This window comes from Devosia sp. A369 (assembly GCF_054489345.1).
Window position 1 is genome coordinate 24175 of the sequence record NZ_JBTMWV010000001.1, and the last position, 25697, is coordinate 49871.

At 63.4% G+C, this 25697-nt stretch carries 28 protein-coding genes; 13 read left to right on the forward strand and 15 right to left on the reverse strand.

The features are described 5' to 3' along the window. Position 1 precedes the first annotated feature (1 nt). The 4 genes from ACX3OZ_RS00115 to ACX3OZ_RS00130 are packed head-to-tail and all read right to left on the reverse strand — an operon-like array spanning position 2 to position 5507. Positions 2-1537, reverse strand: a complete 1536-nt coding sequence (locus ACX3OZ_RS00115; RefSeq protein ID WP_459103615.1) for a Ppx/GppA phosphatase family protein — start codon at positions 1535-1537, stop codon at positions 2-4. After that, positions 1534-3702, reverse strand: a complete 2169-nt coding sequence (locus ACX3OZ_RS00120; protein WP_459097153.1) for an RNA degradosome polyphosphate kinase — start codon at positions 3700-3702, stop codon at positions 1534-1536. The genes ACX3OZ_RS00115 and ACX3OZ_RS00120 overlap by 4 nt, the downstream gene beginning before the upstream one ends. Then, the gene (locus ACX3OZ_RS00125) at positions 3695-4441 is read right to left on the reverse strand and encodes a P-loop NTPase family protein (protein WP_459103616.1); all 747 of its coding nucleotides are present in this window, start codon (positions 4439-4441) and stop codon (positions 3695-3697) included. The genes ACX3OZ_RS00120 and ACX3OZ_RS00125 overlap by 8 nt, the downstream gene beginning before the upstream one ends. After that, entirely contained in the window at positions 4419-5507 is a 1089-nt protein-coding gene (locus tag ACX3OZ_RS00130; RefSeq protein WP_459097155.1) for an AI-2E family transporter, read from the reverse strand. The genes ACX3OZ_RS00125 and ACX3OZ_RS00130 overlap by 23 nt, the downstream gene beginning before the upstream one ends. A 134-nt stretch (positions 5508-5641) precedes the next feature. Between ACX3OZ_RS00130 and purM the strand changes: the two genes are divergently transcribed. The 6 genes from purM (at position 5642) to ACX3OZ_RS00160 (ending at position 9834) form a co-directional block, all read left to right on the forward strand. Then, entirely contained in the window at positions 5642-6718 is a 1077-nt protein-coding gene (purM, locus tag ACX3OZ_RS00135; protein ID WP_459103617.1) for a phosphoribosylformylglycinamidine cyclo-ligase, read from the forward strand. A 2-nt stretch (positions 6719-6720) separates the two neighbouring features. Then, positions 6721-7191 carry an AAA family ATPase gene (locus ACX3OZ_RS00140; RefSeq protein ID WP_459103618.1) on the forward strand — a complete coding sequence of 157 codons (471 nt, stop codon included), beginning with the start codon at positions 6721-6723 and terminating at the stop codon, positions 7189-7191. Next, a complete protein-coding gene (purN, locus tag ACX3OZ_RS00145; RefSeq protein WP_459103619.1) occupies positions 7188-7769 on the forward strand; it encodes a phosphoribosylglycinamide formyltransferase in 582 nt (193 codons plus the stop codon). Before ACX3OZ_RS00140 ends, purN begins: the two co-directional genes overlap by 4 nt. A 207-nt stretch (positions 7770-7976) precedes the next feature. Further along, the gene (locus tag ACX3OZ_RS00150; RefSeq protein WP_459103620.1) at positions 7977-8864 is read left to right on the forward strand and encodes a DMT family transporter; all 888 of its coding nucleotides are present in this window, start codon (positions 7977-7979) and stop codon (positions 8862-8864) included. A gap of 129 nt (positions 8865-8993) precedes the next feature. Further along, positions 8994-9200, forward strand: coding sequence for a hypothetical protein (locus ACX3OZ_RS00155; RefSeq protein ID WP_459097160.1), 207 nt, complete (start codon positions 8994-8996; stop codon positions 9198-9200). 52 nt (positions 9201-9252) lie between these two features. Beyond that, a complete protein-coding gene (locus tag ACX3OZ_RS00160) occupies positions 9253-9834 on the forward strand; it encodes a carboxymuconolactone decarboxylase family protein (protein WP_459097161.1) in 582 nt (193 codons plus the stop codon). Positions 9835-9870: 36 nt separating this feature from the next. On the opposite strand, the gene ACX3OZ_RS00165 is transcribed toward ACX3OZ_RS00160, so the two are convergent. The 4 genes from ACX3OZ_RS00165 to ACX3OZ_RS00180 form a co-directional block, all read right to left on the reverse strand. Then, on the reverse strand, positions 9871-10425 hold the full coding sequence (locus ACX3OZ_RS00165; RefSeq protein ID WP_459097162.1) for a YqhA family protein: 555 nt from the start codon (positions 10423-10425) through the stop codon (positions 9871-9873). 1 nt (position 10426) lies between these two features. Next, complete coding sequence (gene gatB, locus ACX3OZ_RS00170; RefSeq protein WP_459097163.1) at positions 10427-11926, reverse strand: Asp-tRNA(Asn)/Glu-tRNA(Gln) amidotransferase subunit GatB; 1500 nt, start codon at positions 11924-11926, stop codon at positions 10427-10429. 377 nt (positions 11927-12303) lie between these two features. Beyond that, on the reverse strand, positions 12304-12816 hold the full coding sequence (locus tag ACX3OZ_RS00175; RefSeq protein ID WP_459097164.1) for a GNAT family N-acetyltransferase: 513 nt from the start codon (positions 12814-12816) through the stop codon (positions 12304-12306). Positions 12817-12838: 22 nt separating this feature from the next. Next, complete coding sequence (locus tag ACX3OZ_RS00180) at positions 12839-13150, reverse strand: chorismate mutase (protein WP_459097165.1); 312 nt, start codon at positions 13148-13150, stop codon at positions 12839-12841. Between the two features lie 247 nt (positions 13151-13397). Between ACX3OZ_RS00180 and ACX3OZ_RS00185 the strand changes: the two genes are divergently transcribed. Beyond that, a complete protein-coding gene (locus tag ACX3OZ_RS00185; protein WP_459097166.1) occupies positions 13398-13655 on the forward strand; it encodes a YjhX family toxin in 258 nt (85 codons plus the stop codon). Between the two features lie 52 nt (positions 13656-13707). Here ACX3OZ_RS00185 and ACX3OZ_RS00190 read toward each other — a convergent pair whose 3' ends face one another. From ACX3OZ_RS00190 to ACX3OZ_RS00220, 7 genes are all read right to left on the reverse strand, one after another. Continuing rightward, positions 13708-13959, reverse strand: a complete 252-nt coding sequence (locus ACX3OZ_RS00190; RefSeq protein WP_459103621.1) for a GlsB/YeaQ/YmgE family stress response membrane protein — start codon at positions 13957-13959, stop codon at positions 13708-13710. A 116-nt stretch (positions 13960-14075) separates the two neighbouring features. After that, positions 14076-14393, reverse strand: coding sequence for a hypothetical protein (locus ACX3OZ_RS00195; RefSeq protein WP_459097168.1), 318 nt, complete (start codon positions 14391-14393; stop codon positions 14076-14078). Between the two features lie 120 nt (positions 14394-14513). Next, positions 14514-15998, reverse strand: coding sequence for an Asp-tRNA(Asn)/Glu-tRNA(Gln) amidotransferase subunit GatA (gene gatA / locus ACX3OZ_RS00200; RefSeq protein ID WP_459097169.1), 1485 nt, complete (start codon positions 15996-15998; stop codon positions 14514-14516). Continuing rightward, positions 15991-16449, reverse strand: a complete 459-nt coding sequence (locus ACX3OZ_RS00205) for a hypothetical protein (protein ID WP_459097170.1) — start codon at positions 16447-16449, stop codon at positions 15991-15993. The genes gatA and ACX3OZ_RS00205 overlap by 8 nt, the downstream gene beginning before the upstream one ends. Then, the gene (locus tag ACX3OZ_RS00210; protein ID WP_459097171.1) at positions 16446-16928 is read right to left on the reverse strand and encodes a GNAT family N-acetyltransferase; all 483 of its coding nucleotides are present in this window, start codon (positions 16926-16928) and stop codon (positions 16446-16448) included. Before ACX3OZ_RS00210 ends, ACX3OZ_RS00205 begins: the two co-directional genes overlap by 4 nt. A 2-nt stretch (positions 16929-16930) precedes the next feature. Further along, positions 16931-17218: an Asp-tRNA(Asn)/Glu-tRNA(Gln) amidotransferase subunit GatC gene (gatC, locus tag ACX3OZ_RS00215; protein ID WP_459097172.1), complete on the reverse strand. Its 288-nt coding sequence runs from the start codon at positions 17216-17218 to the stop codon at positions 16931-16933. Positions 17219-17296: 78 nt separating this feature from the next. Continuing rightward, the gene (locus tag ACX3OZ_RS00220; RefSeq protein WP_459097173.1) at positions 17297-17830 is read right to left on the reverse strand and encodes a hypothetical protein; all 534 of its coding nucleotides are present in this window, start codon (positions 17828-17830) and stop codon (positions 17297-17299) included. A 70-nt stretch (positions 17831-17900) separates the two neighbouring features. Between ACX3OZ_RS00220 and ruvX the strand changes: the two genes are divergently transcribed. The 6 genes from ruvX (at position 17901) to topA (ending at position 25322) form a co-directional block, all read left to right on the forward strand. Further along, the gene (gene ruvX, locus ACX3OZ_RS00225) at positions 17901-18362 is read left to right on the forward strand and encodes a Holliday junction resolvase RuvX (protein ID WP_459097174.1); all 462 of its coding nucleotides are present in this window, start codon (positions 17901-17903) and stop codon (positions 18360-18362) included. A gap of 110 nt (positions 18363-18472) precedes the next feature. After that, positions 18473-19459 carry an aspartate carbamoyltransferase catalytic subunit gene (locus tag ACX3OZ_RS00230; RefSeq protein WP_459097175.1) on the forward strand — a complete coding sequence of 329 codons (987 nt, stop codon included), beginning with the start codon at positions 18473-18475 and terminating at the stop codon, positions 19457-19459. Further along, the gene (gene pyrC / locus ACX3OZ_RS00235; RefSeq protein ID WP_459097176.1) at positions 19456-20748 is read left to right on the forward strand and encodes a dihydroorotase; all 1293 of its coding nucleotides are present in this window, start codon (positions 19456-19458) and stop codon (positions 20746-20748) included. The genes ACX3OZ_RS00230 and pyrC overlap by 4 nt, the downstream gene beginning before the upstream one ends. A 78-nt stretch (positions 20749-20826) precedes the next feature. Then, complete coding sequence (gene plsY, locus ACX3OZ_RS00240) at positions 20827-21435, forward strand: glycerol-3-phosphate 1-O-acyltransferase PlsY (RefSeq protein WP_459097177.1); 609 nt, start codon at positions 20827-20829, stop codon at positions 21433-21435. Positions 21436-21439: 4 nt separating this feature from the next. Further along, on the forward strand, positions 21440-22558 hold the full coding sequence (gene dprA, locus ACX3OZ_RS00245; protein WP_459103622.1) for a DNA-processing protein DprA: 1119 nt from the start codon (positions 21440-21442) through the stop codon (positions 22556-22558). Positions 22559-22688: 130 nt separating this feature from the next. Next, complete coding sequence (gene topA / locus ACX3OZ_RS00250; RefSeq protein ID WP_459103623.1) at positions 22689-25322, forward strand: type I DNA topoisomerase; 2634 nt, start codon at positions 22689-22691, stop codon at positions 25320-25322. Positions 25323-25697: the final 375 nt, after the last annotated feature.

Genomic DNA, 25697 nt, shown 5'->3' on the forward strand with positions numbered 1-25697 from the left:
CCTAAGCCACCCGCACCATCGAATGCTTGAACCCCGCGACCCCGGCAAACTGATCCAGCCGGCTCCGCAGATGCTCGCCATCCAGAAACACCAGATCCCTGGGCAGAATCAGCGATAGCCCGCCATCCTCGATTTCAAAGCGGATGCGCGGCAAAATGCCGGGCATCGCCGCCGTCATCGGATAGGCCACCCGGAACAACGCCCCCAGCAGCCGGGCCTGCGCCGTCAATTCCGGCGTCCCCAGGCCCACCAGCGGCGCTGCCGCCTTGCTCTTGAGCCCGTCATAGCGCACCGCCATCACCTGGGCGAGAAAAGCCCGCCCGGGATGATCCACCCCGCTGAGCGAGCTATAGGCCACCGCCTCGACCGCCTGCGGACCGCGATAATCCGGATGCGAGCGCCAGGCGATATCCGCCAGCAGGCACGCCACGGTGCGCAACCGCGTCTCCGCCGGCGTTTCGGTCAGGTCGGATATTTCGAGAAACTGGTTGGTGAACCCGATCAGATCGTCGGCATGCGACGGCGAACGCGAACGCAGCACCGACAATTCCTCGGCGCCCTGAATCAGCGGATCAATCGCCTGCTCGCGCTTGTCGAGCATGCCGTAGAGATAGCCCTCGCGCACGCCCAGCGCCGAAAACACCACATTGGCGAATTGACCCGCCTTGAGCACTTCGCTCAGCGCCGCCGCGCCGAACGGCACCAGATCGCGCCGCGACGAGCTGACCTGGTTGGAGCCGGGATAATGCTTGAGCGATTTGGCCCCGACGATCTCGTCGCAAAACGCGATCATCTCCGCCGCCGGCACGATGTAATGCTGCACCATGCGCAACGGGTAGCCGGTGACCGCCTGATGCAGCTTGGCCAGCGAGCGCCAGGTGCCCCCGATCGCCGCAAAGGCGCTGCCGGGCCCCAGTCTGGCTAGCGCCGATTCCTGCAGCCGGTCATGCACCAGCCCCGCCGCCGCCATCGCATCGCCGTCGCTATCGTCCTGCAGGCGAATGACGCCCAGCTCGAAGGATTCTTCGTTGGTATTGTCGCCATCGACAATGCGCGACAATTCAAGGCTCCCGCCGCCCAGATCGCCGACCATGCCGGTAAAGCCGGGAATGCCCGCCGCCGCCCCGAGCGCCGCAAAATGCGCCTCTTGGTCGCCGCTGAGCACCTGCACCTTGGTGCCGATCAGCGTCGTGACGGCATCGACGAATTCCTGCCGATTGGCCGCTTCACGCACTGCCGAAGTGGCCAGCACATAGACCTTGCCGACGCGCATCAGCCGCGCCACCAGCGCGTAGCGCTGGATGGCGTTCAGCGCCTGGGCGACATTGGCGTCGGCGAGCCGGCCGGTCTGGCCCACCCCGCGCCCCAGCGCACAGGCCGATTTCTCGTTATACAGCGGCGTCAGCGCCCGCGCATGGCGCTCATAGACCACCAGACGCACCGAGTTGGAGCCGATATCGAGCACCGCTACGGGCTTGGCGCCCTTGATGCGGCCTTGCGCGGTTGGATCCGCATCGACGCCCCAGAATTGGTTCAAGCCAGGCCCTCTTCGCCGTCCCCGCCGGCACTGCCACGACCGGACAGCGACGGATTGGTCATGAAGTAGTCTTGCGCGCCGAACGGCTCCTCGCCATCCGCCACCCGTACACGGTGCGAACTGCCATCCGGCAGCACTTCCCAGCTCTGCTGGTTGTCACGCAGATAGGCAACCAGAATCACATCCAGAATTTGCTTATGTACGGTCTTGTTGAGAATCGGCACCATCACTTCGACCCGGCCATCAAGGTTGCGCCCCATCAGGTCGGCCGAGGAAATATACACCTTGGCGCGCGGGCTGGGCATGGTTTCGCCATTGCCGAAACAATAGATGCGGCTGTGTTCGAGGAACCGCCCGACCACCGATTTCACGCGGATATTCTCGGAAAATCCGGGGATGCCCGGCCGCAGGCAGCAGATACCGCGCACGATCAGGTCGATTTTGACCCCGGCCTGGCTGGCGTCATACAGCGCATCGATCACCTGCGGATCGACCAGCGAGTTCATCTTGAACAGGATGCTGGCCGGCTGGCCGTTACTGGCGAATTCCACTTCGCGATAGATATTGTCGATCAGCGTCTGCCGCAGATTGACCGGCGACACGGCGATGGTTTCCAGCTCGGTTGGTCGGGCGTAACCGGTGATGAAATTGAACACCCGCGCCACATCCCGCGTGATCGAGGGGTCGATGGTGAAGTAGCTCAGATCGGTATAAATCTTGGCGGTGATCGGGTGATAATTGCCGGTGCCGATATGGCAATAGCTCACCAGCTTGCCCTTTTCGCGCCGCACCACCTGACTCAATTTGGCGTGAGTTTTCAGCTCGATAAAGCCGAACACCACCTGCGCCCCGGCCCGCTCCAGATCGCGCGCCCAGCGAATATTGGCCTCTTCGTCAAACCGCGCCTTGAGTTCCACCAAGCACGTCACTGACTTGCCGGCTTCGGCCGCCAGCACCAGCGCCTTGATGATCGGGCTATCGGCCGAGGTGCGATACAGCGTCTGCTTGATCGCCACCACATCGGGGTCGCGCGCCGCCTGCATCAAAAACTGCGCCACCACGTCAAAGCTCTCGAACGGGTGGTGGACCAGAATGTCCTTGGCGCGAATGGCCGCAAAGCTGTCGCCATTATAGTCGCGAATCCGCTCGGGGAAGCGCGCGTGATAGGGGACGAATTTGAGGTCTGGGCGGTCGATGTCGCAAATCTTGCGCGCATCGGCGAGGCCCAGAAAGCCATGCACCTCGAACACTTCGGCTTCCTTGACGCCGATCTGCTCGCCGATCTGGCGCTTCAGCGCCCGCGGCATCGAGCTTTCGATTTCGAGCCTTATCACCTGGCCGCGACGACGCTGGCGCAGCGCACTCTCGAATTCCACCACCAGATCGGCGGCTTCGTCGTCGATTTCGATTTCGCTGTCGCGGATCACCCGGAAGGCGCCCGAGCCGACCACCTGGTGGCCGGGGAACATCTTGTGGAAGAACAGCTTGACCAGCGTGTCGATGGTAACCACTTCGCTGCGCCCGTCCGAAGCCAGTCCGCTCGGCAGGTTGATGAAGCGGTCGAGATTGCCCGGAATGCGCACCAGCGCGGTCAGCGGCACATCGGTATCGGGGCGTTTCAACTCAAAGGCCAGCGCCAGCCCCAGATTGGGGATGAACGGGAATGGATGCGCCGGGTCGACCGCAATCGGGGTCAGCACCGGGAAAATTTCCTCGCGGAACAGCTTTTGCAGGTAGCTGACCTGATCGTCGCTGAGGTCCGGCGCTTCGTGGATCACCACGTTTTGCGCAAACAATTCCTCGCGCAGATTCTGCCAATGGTCCTGCTGTTCCAGCTGCAAATGCTGGGCCAGCGTGGCGATTTCTTCCATCTGCTCGGCCGGGGTCAGCCCATCGGCGCTCTGCTTGGTCAGTCCGGCGCGCATCTGGCCTTTGAGGCCCGCGACACGGACCATGTAGAATTCATCGAGATTATTGGCCGAGATCGAGACAAAGCGCAGCCGCTCCAGCAGCGGATGGTGCTCATTGCCGGCCTCTTCGAGCACCCGCATGTTGAATTGCAGCCAGCTCACCTCGCGATTGACGAAGCGCGCCGGGCTCTTGCGCAGCGCCTCGGTATCGGGGACCGACACGTCCGTCTCGGGGAACTCGCTTATTTCATTCATCGTCTTCGGTGTCCCAATCCTGTTCAAGCCGCGCGCCGCCATGCGCGATCCGGCGGCGGTCGAGCGCATCGGCGGCGATGCTGCGGGTGATGGCCGTGCCCTTGGCCAGCGCCAGCTGGTCCATCAATCCGGCCAAAAACACCACTTCTTCGGCAGAACGCTCCATGCGCGCCACCAGATAGGCGATGATTTTCGGATCGACCGCAATCTGGCGATCCCCGAACAATTTCACGAACATCTGTGACAATTGAATGTCGTCCGTCAGTTCCAGCGTATAGGCAGCGGCCCGCCGGGCCCGCGAGCGCACATCATCGGTCGTCAGCGGCCAGTTCGCAATGTCTTCCCGCGCCGTCAGCAGCAACGGCCGCAATTCGCGCATCGACTGGTTGAGCAGGTGGAACAGTCCGGCCTCGTCATAGCCCAGCCGGTCGACATCCTCGACGATCACCGGGCTGGTGCCGCCCGCCGTCGCCAGCGCTTCAAGGTCATGGATGCCGGCAAAGATTGCGCCGCTGCGGTCGGCAAAAATCCTTGCCAGATGCGACTTGCCCGATTTGGCCGGACCGGTCACCAGCGTGATCGGGTCGGGCCAGTGCGGAAACGCCATGATCCGCCCATGCGCCAGCGCATTCCCCTCGCCCGTGAGGAAGTCAGCTTCGCCTTGCGCAGCGGTATGGCCCAGATCGAAGGTCAGCTGGCCGATGGACTGGTCATCCTCAGGGCTTGCCGGCAGCGCCATCGGCCCCACCATTCTGCCCAAGATAGAGCGTGCTGCTCTTGTATTTGGCGACGCCGAACCGCACCAGCACCGAGGCAATGGCCGCCATCGGCACCGCCAGCAACAAACCGACAAAGCCGAACAGCGCGCCCAGGCCGAGCAAAGCGAACATCATCCACACCGGATTGATGTTGATCGAGGAGCCGACCAGCTTGGGGTAAAGAATATTGCCCTCGATGAACTGCCAGAACAGGAAAATGCCGGCCACCAGGGCCACCATCCAGATATCGCCAAACTGCACGATGGCGATGCCGACAGACAGGCCGAACCCCAAGGCAAAGCCGACAAAGGGAATGAAGCTCAGCAGCCCGCCGATCAGCCCCACCGCCAGTCCGAAATTCAGCCCGATCAGGCTCAGCGCCGTGGCATAGAAGGCTGCGTCGAGCAGCAGCACGCTACCCATCCCGCGGATCACGCCGGCCATCGACTTGTCGATATCACGCAGAATGGTGTTGATTTCACCCTTGTGGTTTTGCGGCAGCAGCCCTTCGACGCCGCGCACCATGCCTTCCCAGTCGAGCAGCAGATAGAACGCCACCACCGGAGTCAGCACGGTAAAGCCGATCACCGCCGCGCCGGTAATGCCGATATTGACCAGTTCACCCGGCAGCGTGGTGATGAATCCCAAGGCCTGCCGCGCCAGATCATTGATGCTGGTCTGCAATTGCGCCGCCCGCTCCGGGCCGAGCCATTCATTGACCTCAGGCGACCAGCGCGCGAACAATTCCTGCAGATCGGCAACAATTTTCGGTGCGCCCTTCAGCAGTTCGATAATCTGCTGACCGATCATTGGCAGGAACGTAAACAACAGACCGAGGGCACCGGTGATGACGCAGAGCAGCACCACGGTCGTCGCCCAGGCGCGGTTAAAACGCCAGCGCTGCAATTGGTTGACCAGCGGGTTGAGCAGATAGGCCAGCGCCGCGCCGACCACGAAGGGCAGCAATATGCCGCGGAACAGCCACAACAGCAGCACCAGGACGATCAGGAAGCCGACCCAGATCAGGACTTGATTTCGTAAGGTCATGGTGCCGAGCGGCCCTTGCGTCGATTGGGTGGAGAAGCTATCAGGCCGTCTAGCTTCCGGCTCCGGAGTTGGCAACCGCCTTGGTCTTCCGGTAACGGCTTTGCGCACGCTTTCCCCACTACGGTCCGAGGCCAATGTCCGATCCCCAAAACCTGACATCAAATGGTCTGTCATACAAGCAGGCCGGCGTCGACATCGATGCTGGCAATGCGCTGGTAGAAGCCATCAAACCCGCAGTTCGTTCCACGCGCCGTCCCGGTGCTGATGGTGAGATCGGCGGATTCGGCGGTCTGTTCGATTTGCGGGCAGCCGGATTCACCGATCCGGTGCTGGTCGCCGCCAATGATGGCGTCGGCACCAAGCTCAAGATCGCCATCGATACCGGCAATCACTCCACCATCGGGCAGGACCTGGTGGCGATGTGCGTCAACGACATCATCGTGCAGGGCGCCGAGCCGCTGTTCTTCCTCGACTATTTTGCCACCGGCAAGCTCGACGTCGAACAGGGCACCGCCATCGTCTCCGGCATTGCCGAAGGCTGCCGCCTCGCCGGCTGCGCCCTTTTAGGCGGCGAAACCGCCGAAATGCCCGGCATGTATCACGGCGGCGACTATGACCTCGCCGGCTTTGCCGTCGGCGCGGCCGAGCGCGGCACGCTGCTGCCCCGCCCCGATATCGCCGCCGGCGACACGCTGGTCGCCATTGCCTCCTCGGGCGTCCATTCCAACGGCTATTCGCTGGTCCGCAAGATAGTGGACCTGTCCGGCCTCGCCTGGACCGCCGACGCCCCCTTCGCCCCCGGCCAGTCGCTCTCCGAAGCCCTGCTGACCCCGACCCGTATCTATGTGAAGCCCCTGCTCGCCGCCCTCAAATCCGGCATCAACATCAAGGCGCTGGCTCACATCACCGGCGGCGGCTTCATCGACAACATCCCCCGCGTGCTGCCCGACCATCTGGCCGCCCATGTCGATCTCGGCGCGGTCAACGTGCCAAAGGTCTTTGGCTGGCTGTCCAAGGTCGGCGGCATCGAGGAGCGTGAGATGCTGCGCACCTTCAATTGCGGCGTCGGCATGCTGGTCGCCGTTGCCCCGGACGATGCGGAAAAGCTGGTGACCCATCTCACCGAAGCCGGCGAAATCGCCTCGGTGGTCGGCAAGCTCACGCCCCGCACCGGCGAAGCCGTGACCTTCGACGGCAAGCTCGCGCTCTAGCCATGGCCAGCGCCGCCGGCCGTCTGATCATCGTCTGTGGCTTGCCCGGTTCGGGCAAGACCACCCATGCCCAGGCCCTGATCACCCGCCATGGCGGCGTCTCCTTTTCGCCCGATGACTGGATGGACGGCCTGGCGCTCGACCTGTGGGACCAGGATCGCCGCGCCCGCATCGAAAATCTGCAATGGCAGGTCGCCCAGCAGGTTCTCACCGTCGGCGGCACCGCGATCATCGAATGGGGCACCTGGAGCCGCGCCGAACGCGACATGCTGCGCCTCGCCGCCCGCAACCTCGGTGCCAGTGTCGAACTGCACTATCTCACCGCCGAGCCGGACATCTTGTTCGATCGCATCCACCAGCGCGGCCGCGAAGACCCGCCGATTACCCGCCCCATGCTGCAGCTATGGGCCAGCGCCTTCGAGGAGCCGACCGCCGAGGAGCGCGCCCTCTATGACGAAAGCGACGATCAATGACTGACCGCAAACGCGTCGGCATCCTCATCTCCGGCCGTGGCTCGAACATGTCGGCGCTGATCGAGGCCGCCAGGGCCCCGGATTATCCCGCCGAAATCGTCGGCGTCCTCTCCAACCGCGCCGCCGCGCCGGGCCTTGCCATTGCTGCTGCCGAGGGCATCGCCACCGCCTCATTGGCGCAGAGCCGCTTTCCCAGCCGCGACATGTTCGAGGATGTGATGACCCAGACGCTGGAAAGCTGGAACGTCGACTTCGTCTGCCTTGCCGGCTTCATGCGCATTCTCGGCGAGGATTTCGTCAATCACTGGGCCGGGCGGATGATCAATATCCACCCCTCTTTGCTCCCCCTCTACAAGGGCCTCGACACCCACGCCCGCGCCCTCGCCGATGGCGCCACCAGCCATGGCTGCACCGTCCACTTCGTCAGCCCCGGCCTCGACGAAGGCGCCCCCATCCTGCAAGCGACCGTCCCCGTCCTGCCCAACGACACTGCCGACACCCTCTCCGCCCGCGTGCTGGTCGAAGAACACCGGATTTACCCCGAAGCGCTCAGGATGCTGGCCAGCGGCGCAAGGTAGCTCCAAGGCCTGCCAACGCTCGATGTCATCCCGGCCTTGAGCCGGGACCCATCCTGAGATCTGGGGATGGGCCCCGGCTCAAGGCCGGGGTGACACGGTGGGTAGAACACTTTCGCCCCCATCACCCAATTTGATCCCACCCATCGTCAAAATCGGTTCGACGCGACTCTGCCGCTGCAATAGTCTCGGCACAAATGGAGAACGTCTATGCCGCTGCGCTATTGGCTGCTTATCATTCTGCTTGGCGCTGTCTGGGGCAGTTCCTTCCTCTTCAACGCCATTCTGATCCGCGAAATCAGCCCGCTCTGGGTCTCGGCCGGCCGCGTCACCATCGGCGCCGCCATCTGCTGGGTATATTTCCTCGCCCGCCGCAAAAAACTGCCCACCGGCTGGCCCGTCTATGCCCAGCTCACCCTCCTCGGCTGCCTCAACTACGCCATTCCCTTCGCCCTGTTTCCCTTTGCCGAGCAGACCGTCGCCAGCAGCATTGTCGGCGTCATCAATGGCCTGACCCCGATGAGCACGGTGATCGTCTCCCAGCTCTGGCCCGGCGGCGAAAAGGCCACCTGGAACAAGCTGGCCGGCGTCGCCCTCGGCTTTATCGGCGCGCTGATCCTGGCCCTGCCTTCGCTCGGTGCCGGTGCCTCGGCGCAGGTGCTGGGCCTGCTCGCTGCCGTCGGCGCCACCCTCTGCTACGCGCTGACGCTGAACTATGCCCGCCGCTTCAAGGATATCGACTCAGCCGCCGTGGCGACCTGCTCGCTCACCGCCGCGGCGCTGATTTCGCTGCCCATCGCTTTGCTGTTCAGCGGCATTCCGATCATCACCCGGGCCGAAACCTGGGGCGCACTCTTCGCCATCGCCGCCTTCTCCACCAGCTTCAGTTTCCTGCTGGTCTATTGGCTGCTGCCCAAGGTTGGCGCGACCAATCTGTCGCTCAACACCTTCATCACCCCGATTTCGGCGATTCTGCTCGGCGTGCTGGTGCTGCATGAACGCTTCGAAGCCGCCCATGTGCTGGGCGTGCTGGTGATTTTCATCGGCCTGATCTTCATGGACGGCCGCCTCGTCCGCCGCCGCGTCGTGGCGGCGTAATTCCTGCGGCCTTCAAAACGCAGTGTCATCCCGGCCTTGAGCCGGGGTGACATCGAGAGTGGGGAAATGCCCCCGCCGCCCGCGGAACCCCCTCCCCACCCAACCGTTCCTATTCCCATAGGAGCTCCCATGAACCAGCCCAAGCCCGATATCGATCCCCGCCCAATCCCGGAAATCGTGCCGCCCGCCGAACCCGTGCCGCCGCAGCCATTCGATCCACGCCCGCCGCACCCGCAGGAACTGCCCGACACCCCCGAGCCGGTGGAAGACCCCACGCCCGGCCAGCCGGCGCCCGCTCCCAGCCCCGGCACCGACCAGCCCCCCACCTGGGCTTGATCCACAAGCTGTTGCCGCTAGTGTGACTGCCGGTCAGGCTCGGGAGAACGCCATGTTCCTGCAAACCATCGCGCCGGAAGCGGCGACGGGTGAAGTCGCCGAAATTTACCGCAAGGAAATCGACGCCAACGGTTTCCTGATGGCGGCGACGCGCTGCTGGACCACCCGGCCCGAGGTGCTGCCGCTGTTCGAGCACTTCACCGAAGGCGTCAAAGCCAATTTTTCCCTCGGCATGCGCGGCTGGCGGCTGATCACCTTGATCGCCGCCAAGCAGGTGCCATCCACCTATTGCAGCCATGTCTATGCGCGGACGCTGGCCCGCGACCTCGGCAAGGCGCAGGTGCTGGCCATCCAGCGCGATTTCCGCAATGCCGGCCTCAGCACCCGCGATGTGGCCATGCTGGCCTATGCCGAACAGGTGGCGCGCGACGCCTCAAAAATCACCCAGAATCACATCGACGCGCTGCGCGAAGTCGGCTTTTCCGATGTCGAAATCTCCGACATCGCCCTCTGCGCCTCAATCCGCAGCTTCGTCAGCCGCTTCTTCGACGCCACCGGCGCAGCTCCAGAGCCGATCTTCCTTGATGAGAATGATGAGTTCCGAACCGCCATGACGGTCGGCAAGCCGATTTAGAGCGGAGCCCCAGCAAAAGCTGACTGTCGATACAATCTAGTGGTGATCGTCGATCGTGCTGAGAAACCAGGTCAGCGCCACGATCACCACGGCGGTAGCGCCGCCTAGATACAGGATATCAATGCCGCCGCTCGAGGTAATCGCGCGACCAAGAAAATACACCGCGAGCACGGTAACCGACACGCCGACCAGCTTGGACTTCAGATCGTCCAGCGTGCGAATCTTGAGCCAGTCAGGCAGTTGCAGATCTTGGTTGAAATAGAGCTGATACAGCCCCAGCGACACCACCTGCACCACGGTTGCCAGCAGGAACAGATCGACCAGCTCGATGGCGTGCAGCAGCACCTCGTCGCGGGTTAGCCGGTGCTCCACCGAGAAGAACAGCCCGTCGACAAAGTGCCAGCTTTCTATCGTGCCGTAGATGATCAACGCGACGGCAGCGACCATCGTCGCCACCACCGGTACAATCATGACGCCGCTCACCAGCTGGCCGATAAGCCGCAACGGCCAAGGCGCCTTATGATCGACAAGACCCGACCCCACCGAAGTAGACCTGACGACCTTCACGTCGTCATTGGTCGGATCACTCATGCTATTCGATCCCCAGCTTCTGCTTCATCAGATCGCTGAGCGCCTGCGGGTTGGCCTTGCCACCCGAGGCCTTCATCGCCTGCCCGACGAACCAGCCGATCATTGTCGGCTTGGCCAGCACCTTGGCCACCTGATCGGGATTGGCGGCGATGATCTCGTCGACAATCGCCTCGATGGCGCCCATGTCGGTCACCTGCGTCAGGCCGCGGCGCTCGACGATCTCGGCCGGATTGCCATCGGGCTCCTCGGCGATGACGATCTGCAGCAGATCCTTGGCGCCCTTGGACGAAATCGTCCCGGCGGCCACCAGGTCGACAATGCCGGCAACCTGGCTTGGCTTGAGGTGGGTTTCCCACACCGCCAGCCCCTGGCTATTGGCAAAGGCAGCCACGTCCGCGTTGAGCATATTGGCCACGGCCTTGCCATCGCGCTTGGTGCCACCGAAACCCACCACGGCTTCGAAATAGTCAGCGGTTTCGCGGTCGAGCGTCAGCACCATGGAATCATAGGCGGTCACGCCATAATCGGCGACAAAGCGGGCCTTTTTCTCGTCCGGCAGCTCGGGCAGATGCTGCGCCAGCTCGGCGATGAACGCATCGTCGAATTCGAGCGGCAGCAGGTCGGGATCGGGGAAGTAGCGATAATCATGCGCCTCTTCCTTGCTGCGCATCGAGCGCGTCTCGCCCAGCTTGGGGTCGAACAGCCGGGTTTCCTGCGCGATGGAGCCACCGTCTTCCAGAATATCGATCTGGCGGCGCGCTTCATATTCGATGGCCTGGCCAGCGAAGCGGATGGAATTGACGTTCTTGATTTCGCAGCGCGTGCCGAATTCGCCGCCCGGGCGACGCACCGAGACGTTGACGTCGGCGCGCATGGAGCCCTGCTCCATATTGCCGTCGCAGGTGCCCAGATAGCGCAGGATGGTGCGCAGCTTGCCCAGATATTCCTTGGCTTCCTCGGACGAGCGCAGATCGGGCTTGCTGACGATTTCCATCAGCGCCACGCCGGTGCGGTTGAAATCGACAAAGCTCATATTGGGATGCTGGTCGTGGATCGACTTGCCGGCGTCCTGCTCCAGATGCAGCCGCTCGATGCCGATCTCGATCTGCCCCTCGGGCATGTCGAGCACCACGAGGCCCTCGCCGACGATCGGGTCCTTGAACTGGCTGATCTGATAGCCCTGGGGCAGATCAGGATAGAAATAATTCTTGCGGTCGAACACGCTGCGCTTGTTGATCGCCGCCTTGAGGCCCAGCCCGGTGCGCACGGCCTGGCGCACGCATTCCTCATTGATGGTCGGCAGCATGCCGGGCATGGCCGCATCGATGAACGACACATTGGCATTGGGCGGATTGCCGAATTCGGTCGACGCGCCAGAGAACAGCTTGCTCTCGCTGGTCACCTGGGCATGCACTTCCATGCCGATGACAATTTCCCAAGCGCCGGTCGAGCCGGCAATGAAGCTCTTGGGATTAGGCGTGCGGGTGTCGATGAGGGTCAAAGCGGAGTCCTGCGGCGATGTACGATATTCTTACAAAACGCATAGTTGGTAGGGGTGAGAGAAGCAATTGCTTTGCACCAATTAAGCCAATCCACCAGCGTCCTTCCCCTCGCCCCTTGCGGGAGAGGGACAGACCTGACGCGTTCAGCGGAAGGTCAGGGTGAGGGGACTGCGTCCGCCTATGCTCAGACGTTGACGTCCTCAAACGTTTTTTGGGTAGCGGGACAAACCCCACCCCCGATGTCACCCCGGCCTTGAGCCGGGGCCCATCCCCCGATCACGCCGGTGAAACTCATCTCAGGCTGGGTCCCGGCTCAAGGCCGGGATGACACCGCGTTTGGACGCCAGGCAGTGCAACACCCCTTTGGGAGAGGCCCTCAGTCCTCGTCCTCGATTTCCCCATAAAACGGGCTCAGCCGCTTTTCCAGATGCACGCTCATGAACGGCTCATGCGCCGCGCGGCCATCCGGCCGCAGCGCCAAAATCCGATAGCCCTGCTTTTCATAAAACTGCACCGCGCGCACATTGTCGGCCGGGGTTTCCAGCTGCACCCGCTCGGCGCCTTCCAGCTCCAGCATCGATTCCATGCGCCGCAGCAGCATCGAGCCCAGCCCATGCCCCTGCAGTTCCGGCATCACGAACAGATAGGGAATATAGGCCCGCCGCATGGCGCGCGAGCACCACGCCACCGCGATGCCGTCCACCTCGGCCACGATGATCCGCGACAGGGTTTCGGCCACCACCTGCGCCAGCCGGCGCTGCTCGGCCTGTTGCAGGCCGGGCTGCGGCGTCAGCAGCGGAAAAATCCCGCTTTCCCAGGCGCGGTAAGCAATATCGGCAAGCCGGCTTGCATCGGCGGTTTCTGCCTTGCGGATGGAAATACCTGCCATGGTGACCTCCTTGCCGAACCTGCTAGCTGCGGCGGCGCGCCGCGATGATGCCCTTCTCGTAATTGATGTTCCAATCGATCAGGGTCCGCCACACAAGTTCGGCCTGATCCTCATCAAGATCAAGGGCCAAACTGCGCTCGCGGAGCTTGGCGATCACCGCCTCGATCCGGGCCGGGTCGCGCGCCTCATGCGGATCGGTCTTGATCTCGGCCATGCGCGTCACATAGCGGTGGCGCTCGGCAAACAGGGTCAGCAAGGCATGGTCGATACGATCGATCTCGACGCGCACGTCGTCCTTGGTCTGGCAGGTCTCGGGCGATTTCACAGCGGTCACTTGGGCTATCCAGTCGGTTTTGCTGTTGCTGGTTTGCACCGGACCGCCGCCAATTTCAACCGCCCGGCTTGCACAACCCGCCGCGCCGGCGCTATCAAACCCGCATGTCTAGTCAGTCTGAAACCGTCTGAGGCCCCGTCCAACTGGCACGGGGCATGAATGAACCAGTCGACCGCCCTGCGCTTTGCGGGCGGACGGCAATGTTTGTTCGCGGGTTTAACCCGCCGCTACAGGCGACTGATTTTCCATGGATATTTCACGAGACGAACAGCGGGTGCTGCACGCCCTCGCGCAGGGCGGCCGCATTGCGCTGCTCAAAAATGACGCCGGCAAGGTGACTGGACTCGAATTCTTCAACCGCGAGGGCTGGCTACTGAACCAGTGCAGCCTGCTATTGTTCAGAAAGCTCAAGGCCAAGAAGGCGATCAAGTCCACCGCCGGTCAACCCTACCGCATCACCCGCCGCGGCCTCGAACTGGTCCGCAGCGAATACGACAACCGGTAAGACGTCGGCAACGGATGGTCGGCGGCCCCAGGCGGCCGGCCATCCAGTCTGGCTAGCGCGAAACGGCGCGGCCGATGGTGATGATGACGCAGGCGCCGATAAAGCCTGTGATCAGATAGCCAATCCAGCCGCCGAACGAAATGCCGACCAGACCGAGGATCAGGCTGGCAACCACAGCGCCGACAATTCCGAGCACGATATTCATCAACAGCCCGGTATTGGTGTTCATGAACTGTTTGGCGAGCCATCCGGCGATGCCGCCGATGATGATGGCCGAGAGCCAACCTACACCGTCAAATTCCATTCACTCCTCCTGCGGGTGGAATCCCTACAGCAGAAGCCTGCCACAGCGGCAGCGGAACGCAAGCATGCTGGCAGAAAACCGCCAGCAAACCATCAGCATGCTGGCAGCATGCTTGGTCAGTGGCGGGTGACTTCGCTCAGCGCGGCGGCGATGTGTTCCCACTCGCTGGCGACGCTGGCAGTGGCGCGTTTCTTGCCGGCGCGGCGATACCAATAGTCGGCATTGCCCATATCGGCCTCGATCCAGTGCATCAGCGCATGCACCCAGTCGAACGCCTGCACGCCCTCCATGGCCTGGACGATGCCATGCGCCTGCTCCCATTCGGGACCGACGCGCAGGCTGCCCTTCTTGAGCCACCACAGCGCCTGCAACGGCTTGCTCATGTCCCGAGGCGGCTCGGACCAGTCGAGCGAGGTGAAGATATCAGCGGCCATCGGTGAAACCCTTGTCGGCCCGGACGCCGCACGCGGCGGGGTCACAACCAATTTCAATTTGTGCATTGGGGCCAAATAAGGCGGATCGGCGCCACGATCAAGTGGCGCCGCTCATTACGCTTACCACCAGGGCTTCGGCGCGAAGTCGCCACCGGCGCTTTTCTCGATGACGCGGGCCGCTGCGAACAGGGTTTCCTCGTCGAACGGCTTGCCGATCAGCTGCAGCCCGAGCGGCAATCCCTTGGCATCCTTGCCGGCCGGAACGGCGATGCCCGGCAGGCCCGCCATGTTCACGGTGACGGTGAAAATGTCGTTGAGATACATCGCCACCGGATCGGCGGCGAGCGCTTCGTCGCCAATGGCAAAGGCCGCAGAAGGCGTTGCCGGCGTCAGAATCGCGTCGATTCCGGCGTGGAAAGCGTCTTCAAAGTCCTTCTTGATCAGCGTCCGCACCTTCTGCGCCTTGACGTAGTAGGCGTCGAAATAGCCGGCGCTGAGCACATAGGTGCCGATCATGATGCGACGCTTCACCTCGCGGCCAAAGCCGGCAGCGCGGGTCAGCTCATACATGTCGGTGATGTCCTTGCCCGACACGCGCAGCCCATACTTCACCCCATCATAGCGGGCGAGGTTGGACGAGGCTTCAGCCGGCGACACCACGTAATAGGCCGGCAGCGCATACTTGGTATGTGGCAGGGAGATATCGCGCACCGTGGCGCCCTCGGCCTTGAGCCAGTCGAGCCCCTGGCTCCACAGCTTCTCGATTTCCGCCGGCATGCCCTCCATGCGGTATTCCTGCGGCACGCCAATGGTCAGCCCCTTGACGCCGCGCGCCACAGCGGCGGCGAAGTCAGGAACAGCCAGCTCTGCGCTGGTCGAATCCTTGACGTCAAAGCCAGCCATCGAGGTCAGCATCATCGCCGCGTCTTCAACCGTGCGGGCAATCGGGCCAGCCTGATCGAGCGAGGACGCATAGGCGACAATGCCCCAGCGCGAGCAGCGGCCATAGGTCGGCTTCATGCCCACCGTGCCGGTGAAGGCCGCCGGCTGGCGAATCGAGCCGCCGGTATCGGTGGCCGTCGCCCCGGCACAGAGCCAGGCCGACACCGCCGCCGCCGAACCACCTGACGAGCCGCCGGGCACCAGTTTCTCGGTGCTGCCTTCGGCGCGGAACGGGTTGATCACCGGGCCGTAATAGCTGCTCTCATTGGACGAGCCCATGGCGAACTCGTCCATGTTGAGCTTGCCCAGCATGACCGCACCGTCGCGCCACAGATTGGACGTCACCGTCGATTCATATTCCGGCTTGAAGCCATCGAGAATATGGCTGGCTGCCTGGGTATGCGCGCCCTTGGTGCCGAACAGATCCTTGATGCCGAGCGGAATGCCTTCCAGCGTGCCGCCCTGCCCCTGCGCCAGCTTGGCGTCGCTGGCCTTGGCCATGTCGAGCGCCTGTTCGCCGGTCACCGCCACATAGGCGTTCAGGCTCGGATTGGCCTTCTCGATCGCCGCCAGATAGGCGCCGGTCAATTCGGTGGCGGTAAAGCTCTTGGCCTGGAGACCCTTGCGGGCATCGGCGAGGCTGAGTTTGGTCAGGTCAGTCAAAGGGAATCTCGCTCAGATTATCGCAGCGGTGGTAGATGGTGGCGGCTGACACCCCTTCCCCCTCGCTGCTGTCAAAGACACCGGCCATTACCAGCGCATTCATATGCGCCGAAACGACCTGAATGGTGGTTTCGTCATAGGGAGTGATCGAAAAGCTGTCGGGATAGACTTCCCCTGGATGCTCGCAAATCGCGGATGCAAACAGGAAATTGCTACCCTTACGGCTCTTCAGATCGAAAAAATTGCAGTGGAATTCCATGGCCTGAATGCCGCTGGTGAACGACAGCACACTGGCCATCGGGTCCTCAAAGGCCGACAGGCCCTCGGTTTCCAGACCCTGGCACAGTTCCGGCGACGCAGCATAGATCTTGGTCTGGTCGATGAGGAATTCCTGCGCCATCGCCGAACCGGCCAGCAGAGACACGCCGAGCGCGAACAACACTGGTTTCATGCACTGATCTCCTGGGCGAGCGGCAGTTCGAAAAATGCCGACCATTGGCTGTCAGGATAGTCCAGAAACGGGCCGCGAGTCACAAAGCCACGGCTGGCATAGAGCCCGTAGGCGCCCTCAAAGCCGCTGCCAACGCCGGTTTCCAGCATCAGGCAATTCAACCCCTTGACGTGCGCCAGCTCGATTATGGCGTCGAGCACTGCCGAACCAATCCGCTGGCCGCGCATGTCCGGGTCGGTGAACATGCGTTTCACTTCGCCCAGCTCGGCCGAATGCACCTTGAGTGCGCCCATGCCTACGGCATGACCGGCCTCATCGCGCGCCACAAACAGCGTCGTGTCCTCGCCCGCCATCTGTTCCACAGTCATCTTGAACTGGAACTCTGGCGGCGATAGCGGCAGTAAATGCGCGTTGAGCTTGCCGACGAGACCGCGCACATCGTCCTGCAGCGGCGTCTCGATGGCGACTTTTACCGACATTTCTATTCGACCACCTTGGGCACCATAAAGAAATTGTCTTCGCTCAGCGGCGCGTTGCTGACGATCTTGTCGGCATAGCCGCCATCACTGATCACATCATCGCGGCGGCGCAGCGCCATCGGGGTCACCGAGGTCATGGCTTCGACACCCTCGACATTGACTTCGGCCAGCTGTTCCACAAAGCCCAGAATGGAATTCAGCTCCTGCTGATAGCTCGCCACTTCATTTTCTTCGATGCGGATGCGCGCCAGGCTCGCAATGCGCTTTACGGTTGCGGCGTCGACAGACATAGGAAACTCCAACAAATAGCGGCTCGTTTGGGCCGTTATTAGCAACGCCGCGCCACAAAAGACAATGAAAATGGCGGATCAGACTTCCAGCGCCAGTCCGGCTTCCAGCGCCACCAGCCCGCTTCTGTCCAACCGATCACGCAGCGCCGGGATGGTGGCATCGACCGACGCCTCGTCCCCAGCCAGCGCCAGCAGGCGCGGCGGCCGGTCTTCCAGCACCGCCTGACCAAGCCCCACCAGCCGCTCCGCATCGCCAAACAGGCAGATCACCGCCCCCTCGGCCCAACGCCCCAGCGCCGGCACCGCTCCCGCCACCAGCAGCAGCGGCGCTTCGCCCATCGCGTCTACCAGCACCGCCCCCGGCCCTACCGACCAAACCTCCACCGCCGGCAGGGAATCGTCCGCATCAAGCAACCGCTGCGGCTTGCGCGCTTTCCACTGCGCGGCATCAACTGTGGGCAGCGCCACGCCGAAGCCGGCAATCACCTGATCCGCCCCCGAAACCAGCTCCGCCGCATCGATTCCCGCCGGCGCGCTCGTCGCATCCAGCACCAGAATCGCCCCGCCAATATGAATGCGGATCGTCGTGCCGCCGAACCAGGTCAGTTTCATCCGCCGCTTTCCTGTCGCCAAACCGGGCCGCACCCTATAGGACGAGGCAAAAGTGGCAAGCGGGTGCTCCATGACTGACGAATTCGCCAATCCGCTCGAATCCATACCGGCCGCTGGCCGCATCATGGGGCTCGATCTCGGTACCAAGACCATTGGCGTCGCCATCAGCGACGGCATGCGCTATTCGGCCACCCCGCTCGAAACCATCAAGCGCACCAAATTCACCCAGGACGCCATTCGTCTCGACCAGTTGATCGCCGAAAACGCCATCGTCGCCGTCATCCTGGGCCTGCCGCTCAATATGGATGGCTCTGAGGGCCCGCGCGTCCAGTCCACCCGCGCCTTTGCTCGCAGCCTCGCGCAACGCATCGCCCTGCCCATCGCCTTCTGGGACGAGCGGCTCTCCACCAGCGCGGTCACCCGCATGATGATCCAGGCCGACCTCCGCCGCGACCGTCGCGCCGAAGTCGTCGACAAGCTGGCCGCCAGCTATATCCTGCAGGGCGCGCTGGATCGGCTGCGCAACAGCTGATCGCCGCCCACGCCGTCATTCCGGTGAAAAATGCCTGCTGAGCCGGGCCAGCCCCTTGCCCCTCCCGGCCCCCTCCGCTAGACCCCATCCAACATCAAGGATGGGAGCGCATGGCCCAAGATCGCGCCAGCAAAACCTCGACGCCCGCCGGTTCGTCCGGCGATTTCCCCCCGTTCAACCAGCGCCATCTGCTGTCGATCGCCGATCTCAAACAGCATGAGATCATCGACCTGCTCGATCGCGCCGAGCGCATGGTTCCAGTCTCCCGGCAGGAGCGGAAAAGCCATCCGACGCTAGCGGGCAAGACCCAGATCAATTTGTTCTTCGAGCCGTCCACGCGGACGCAGGGCTCGTTCGAGATCGCCGGCAAGCGCCTCGGGGCGCTGGTGATGAACATGTCGGTCAAATCCAGTTCGGTCTCCAAGGGCGAAACCCTCGTGGACACCGCCACCACGCTCAACGCCATGCGCCCCGACGTCATCGTCGTGCGCCATTCGGCGGCCGGCGCGGTGGAACTGCTCAGCCAGAAGGTCGGCTGTGCCGTGATCAATGCCGGCGACGGCGCCCATGAGCATCCGACCCAAGCCCTGCTCGACGCGCTAACCATCCGCCGCCACAAGGGCCGGATTTCCGGGCTCACCGTGGCGATTTGCGGCGATATCGCCAATTCCCGCGTGGTGCGCTCCAATCTGCTGCTGCTCGGCGCACTCAATGTACGCACCCGCGTCATCGCCCCGCGCAACCTGCTTCCCGCCGGCATCGAACACCTCGCCACCGAGGTCTTCACCGACATGCGCGAGGGCCTCAAGGGCGCCGATGTGGTGATGATGCTGCGCCTGCAACACGAACGCGCCAATGGCCGCATGATCCCCTCGGTGCGCGAGTACTACCGCTTCTATGGCCTCGACGCCGAAAAATTGGCCTTCGCCAAGCCCGACGCCATCGTCATGCATCCCGGCCCGATGAATCGCGGCGTCGAGATCGACCCCGCCATCGCCGATGGTGTCCAATCGGTGATCACCGAGCAGGTGGAAATGGGCGTTGCCGTGCGCATGGCCGTGTTGGACGCCCTGCTGCCCGCCGGAGGCCAGTCATGACAAGCCCGCTGCTTATCGAAAACGCCCGCATCGTCGATCCGGCCTCCGGCACCGACGCCATGGGCGCTGTGCTGGTCGAAAACGGCCTGATTGCCGAGATCGCCATCGGCGCGCCGGTTGGCGTGCCCGAAGGGGCGGAAGTCATCAATGCGCAGGGGCTGATTCTCGCCCCGGGCCTGATCGACATGCGCGTCTTCACCGGCGAGCCCGGCAAGGAATATCGCGAAACCCTGCAATCGGCTGGCGAAGCCGCTGCTGCCGGTGGTATCACCAGCTTCGTGATGATGCCCGACACCACCCCCGTGGTGGACGACGGCGCGTTGGTGGACTTTCTCATTCGCCGCGCCAAGGCGACCAGCAAGGTCAATGTGCTGCCCGCCGGCGCCATCACCAAGGGCCTTGCCGGCCAGGAAATGACCGAATTCGGCCTGCTGCAGGAGGCCGGTGCGGTCTGCCTCACCGATGGCCGCAATTCCATCCAGTCGCCCGCTTTGCTGCGGACGGTGATGAGCTATGCCGCCAATTACGGCATGACCATCGTTCACCATCTCTCCGACAAGAGCCTCACCGGCGAAGGGGTGATGAATGAGGGCCTGTTTGCCACCATTCTCGGCCTTAAGGGTATTCCGCGCGAAGCCGAGACCATTCCCTTGGCCCGAGACCTGCAATTGGCCGCCCTGACCGGCGTCAATTATCACGCCGCGCAAGTGTCCTGCGCCGCCTCCATCGAGCTGTTGGCCGCCGCCAAGAAGCGCAACAAGAAGGTTACCGCTGGCGTCTCGATCAACAATCTGGCGCTCAACGAAAACGACATTGGCCGCTATCGCAGCTTCTTCAAGCTGTCGACGCCGCTGCGCAGCGAAGATGACCGGCAGGCGGTGATCGAAGGCCTGCGCAACGGCACCATCGACACCATCCATTCCGACCATGATCCGCAGGATACCGAGGTAAAGCGTCAGCCCTTCGCCGAAGCCTCGGACGGCGCCATCGGCCTTGAAACCCTGCTCGCGGCCGCCCTGCGCCTTGTTCATTCCGGCGATGTAGACCTGCTCACGGTGCTGCGCGCCATGACCAGCCGCCCCGCCGAAATTCTCGGCCTGCCTGCCGGCCGCATCGCCAAGGGCGCGCCCGCCGATCTGATCCTGTTCGATCTGGACTATCCCTGGCAGGTCAGCGAGCGCCAGATCCGCTCCCGCTCGCGCAACACCAGCTTCGAAAACGCCCGCCTCGCCGGCAAGGTGATGCGCACCATCGTCGGCGGCGAAACGGTGCACACGCATACCGAATAGGCCGCTCTGCGCCCTCCCCCTTGTGGGGAGGGCCGAGGTAAGGGTATTCCTCGACGTAAAGACGAGGGGAACCGCCTGATGCCTGCCGACACCATCAATCTGCTTTACGCCGCCATCATCGGCTATCTCTGCGGCTCCGTCCCCTTCGGCTTGCTGCTGACCCGCGCCGCCGGTCTGGGCGATATCCGTCAGATCGGCTCGGGCAATATTGGCGCCACCAATGTCCTGCGCACCGGCAATCGCTGGGTCGCCGCTGCCACGCTGGTGCTCGACGCCGCCAAGGCCGCGCTGCCGATTCTGGTGGCCCGCTACTATTGGGGCGAAGAAGCCGCCATGATCGCCGCCATCGGCGCCATTCTCGGCCATTGCTTCCCGGCCTGGCTCGGCTTCAAGGGCGGCAAGGGTGTCGCCGTGATGATTGGCTCATTGCTGGCGCTGTCGTGGCCCGTAGGCCTGATCTTCTGCGCCGTGTGGCTGCTGATCGCCTTTGCCCAGAAATTGAGCTCCCTGGCCGCGCTGACCGCCGCTACCACCGCGCCGATCTTTGCCTTCGTGTTGGTCAATGAATGGCTGGCCGGCACGGCTGCCGTGCTGGCGCTGGTGCTGTTCTACCAGCACCGCGAGAACATCGCCCGCCTGATGGCCGGCACCGAGCCCAAGATCGGCTCCGAAAAAACGGCCAAATAGCGCCATGGCGCTGGGTCAGGGGAGCCGTCTCACCGATACCCAGCGCATCGCCTGGCTCCGCCTGCTGCGCAGCGACAATGTCGGCCCCACCACCTTCCGCCAATTGCTCAACCGCTTCGGCTCGGCCGAGGCGGCGCTTGATGCCCTGCCCGGCCTGTTCCAACGCACCGGCAAGCCGCTGCACATCGCCAGCCAGAGCCAGGCCGAGGATAAAATTGCCGGCCTCACGCGCTATGGCGCGCGCCTCGTGGCCAGCGGCGACGCCGATTATCCCGAACTGCTGAGCTATATCCACTCCGCGCCGCCGCTGCTCACGCTGGCGGGCGGCGCTAATCTCGATTGGCAGCGCACGGTGGGCATTGTCGGCGCCCGCAATGCCTCGGCCGCCGGGATCAAGATGACCCGCATGCTGGCGCTCGATCTAGGCGAACGCGGCTACACCACGGTCTCCGGCCTCGCCCGCGGCATCGACACTGCCGCCCACCGCGCCACCCTCGCCACCGGCACCATTGCCGTGCTGGCCGGTGGCTTCGACCAGATCTACCCGGCCGAAAACATCCCCCTCGCACACGACATTCTCGATTCTGGCGGCGCGCTGCTCACCGAAATGCCGCTGGGCTGGGAGCCCCGCGCCCGCGACTTCCCGAGGCGTAACCGGCTGGTTTCGGGTCTTTCGCTCGGCGTCGTGGTGGTGGAAGCGGCCAAGCGCAGCGGCTCGCTGATCACCGCCCGCCTCGCCCTCGAACAGAATCGCGACGTCTTCGCCGTTCCCGGCTCGCCGCTCGATCCCCGCGCCGAAGGTGGCAATGCGCTGATCCAGCAAGGCGCCAAGCTCATCACCAACGCCGCCGATATCATCGAAACCCTGGGCAGCGCCGATCCGTCCCGCCATGCCCTTTACGACCGCGACTGGGAGCCGGACCTGGTGACCGACGGACCGCCACCCAGCGACGATGACAAATCCCGGCTGCTCTCCGCCCTTAGCGCCACCCCGATCGAGGTCGATGAACTGATCCGCCAAGCCGGCCTCACCGCCGCCGCCATGCAGATGCTGCTGCTCGAACTCGACCTGTCCGGCCAGATCGAATGGTCCAGCGGCCAATTGGTGGCGCTGCGATACTGACCCGTTTATGCCCCAAAAAATCCTCTCTCTAAGAGAGAGCGTCCCTTTGCCCTTTTCGGCCCGTTGACACCTCCCCCCGGCTTCACCATGTTGCGCCACGTCTCATAAAGCGTTGCGGAACGGGTATTCCATGAAGGTCGTTGTCGTTGAAAGTCCGGCTAAAGCCAAGACAATCAACAAGTATTTGGGTTCGGGCTATGAAGTCCTTGCCTCCTTCGGCCATGTCCGCGATTTGCCGGCCAAGGACGGCTCGGTGCGTCCCGACGAAGATTTCGCCATGTCCTGGGAGGTCGACACCGCTTCCAAGAAGCGGCTGGCCGACATCGCCAACGCCCTCAAGGGAGCCGATGGCCTGATCCTGGCGACTGACCCTGACCGCGAAGGTGAGGCGATTTCCTGGCACGTGCTCGATGTGCTGCGTCAGAAGAAGGTCATCAAGAAGGACATGACCGTCCAGCGTGTGGTGTTCAACGCCATCACCAAGGACGCCGTCACCCAGGCGATGGCCAAGCCGCGCGAAATCGACATGCCGCTGGTCGACGCCTATCTGGCACGCCGCGCGCTCGATTATCTCGTGGGCTTCACCCTCTCGCCCATTCTGTGGCGCAAGCTGCCGGGCTCGCGTTCGGCTGGCCGTGTGCAGTCGGTGGCGCTGCGTCTGGTGTCGGACCGCGAAGCCGAGATCGAAAAATTCAAGGCCGATGAATATTGGTCCGTCGAAGCCAAGCTGGCGCAGTCCGGCAAGAGCTTCCTCGCCCGCCTGTTCTCGGTTGACGGCAAGAAGACCGACAAGCTCGACATCAAAACCGGCGAAAACGCCGCCGAGCTGAAAAAGTTGATCGAAGGCGGCCAGTTCAACGTCTCCAACGTTGAAAAGAAGCCGACCAAGCGCAATCCCTACGCGCCCTTCACCACCTCGTCGCTGCAGCAGGACGCCTCCTCGCGCCTTGGCCTGTCGCCGAGCCGGACCATGCAGATCGCCCAGCGGCTCTACGAAGACGGTCTGATCACCTATATGCGTACCGACGCGGTGCAGATGGCGCCCGAGGGCATTTCCATGGCCCGTTCGGTGATCGGCAAATATTTCGGCGAGGAATTCCTGCCCGAAAAGCCGCGCATCTACCAGACCAAGGCCAAGAACGCCCAGGAGGCGCACGAGGCCATCCGCCCCACCGACATGTTCAAGCGCCCCGAGCAGCTGCATCTCGACGCAGACCAGTCCAAGCTCTATGGCCTGATCTGGCGTCGTACGCTCGCGTCGCAGATGAAGTCGGCCGAAATTGACCGCACCACGGTCGATATCGCCGTCAACGTCCCCGGCCGCGCCGTCGAATTGCGCGCCGTCGGCTCCGTGGTCACCTTCCCCGGCTTCCTCAAGCTCTATGGCGTCGAAGCCAAGTCCGACGAAGAGACCGAGGACGAGGATAGCCGCGAGCTGCCACCGCTGGCCGTAGGCGACAAGCCCGACCTTCAGTCGGTCGACATCGAGCAGCATTTCACCCAGCCGCCGAGCCGCTACACCGAAGCCAGCCTGATCAAGAAGATGGAAGAGCTCGGCATCGGCCGGCCCTCCACCTATGCGGCGACGCTGACCACGCTCAAGGACCGCGACTATGTCCGCCTTGAGGGCAAGGCACTGCATCCTGAAGATCGCGGCCGCATCGTCACCGCCTTCCTCGAAAGCTTTTTCAATCGCTATGTCGAATATGGCTTCACCGCCGGTCTCGAAGAGCAGCTTGACCAGGTCTCCGCCGGCGACCTCGACTACAAGACGGTGCTGCGTGATTTCTGGAAGGATTTCACCGCCGCCACCGACGAGATCAAGGATCTGCGCGTCTCCGAGGTGCTCGACACCCTCAACGAGGTGCTGGCCAGCCGCATCTTCCCGCCCAAGGAAGACGGTTCGGACCCGCGTATCTGCCCCACCTGCGGCACCGGCCAGCTGTCGCTGAAGCTGGGCAAGTTCGGCGCCTTTATCGGCTGCTCCAACTATCCTGAGTGCAAGCACACCATGCAGCTCTCCGACGCGGCCTCCGGCCAGTCCCCGGAAGCCGCAGCTGGTGACGGCATTCTCGGCACCGATCCGGAATCCGGCGACGAGGTCTTCCTCAAGTCCGGCCGCTTTGGCCCCTATGTCCAGCTTGGCGACGGCAAGGAACCCAAGCGCTCCTCGCTACCCAAGGGCTGGGAAGCCGCAGCGATGACGCTGGAATCGGCGATGCGGCTGCTCAAGCTGCCGCGCGAAGTCGGCCTGCATCCCGAATCCGGCCTGCCGATTTCGGCTGGCCTGGGTCGTTACGGCCCCTTCGTGCTGCATGACGGCAAATACGCCAATCTGCCCGACGTCGAGGAAGTGTTCACTGTCGGCCTCAACCGCGCCGTCGACCTGATCGCCCAAAAGGCCGCTGGCGGCTTCAAACGCGCTGGCGCCGTGGCAGCCATCCAGACCTTTGAGCATGATGCCGGCCCCATCACCGTCCGCGCCGGCCGCTACGGGCCTTACGTCAACCAGGGCAAGATCAACGCCACCATTCCAAAGGATGTGGCGCCCGAAGCCGTGACGCTGGACCAGGCCGTCGCCTGGATCGCCGCCCGGGCCGAGGTCACCGGCACCAAGGTGAAAAAAGCTCCGGCCAAGAAAGCCGCTGCCAAAAAGCCAGCTGCCAAGACCGCAGCGGCCAAAAAGCCCGCCGCCGCCAAGAAGCCAGCCGCGAAAAAAGCCGCACCCAAGAAGGTCGTGGCCGACGAAGACGTGCCGTTCTAGCAACGTCTCAACAAACTCTGTGTGTTGACCCCACCCCACCCTCATTCCCTCCCCATCATGGGGAGGGAGGCGCAGGTTGCGATGACGGTGTTCATCGTCTCCCTCCCCCTTGTGGGGAGGGATCAAGGGTGGGGGTATCCCACGCACCAGCGGGTGGGAATGCCCCCCTCAAGTCCAAGGGCCGAAGGCCCAACAAAAAGCCCCGGCATTGAGCCGGGGCGAGTTGGTCAGGAAAATATCGGGGCGAGCGCCTAGCTGTTCAGCGCTCAAGCCCCTGCGGTGCCGTCGTTGCCGGCAGGCACCGCTGCGCCCATCATGGCCATATATCGGCACATTGCGATGGGCGTTTGGTCGCACTACTGCACCGGGCGAAAA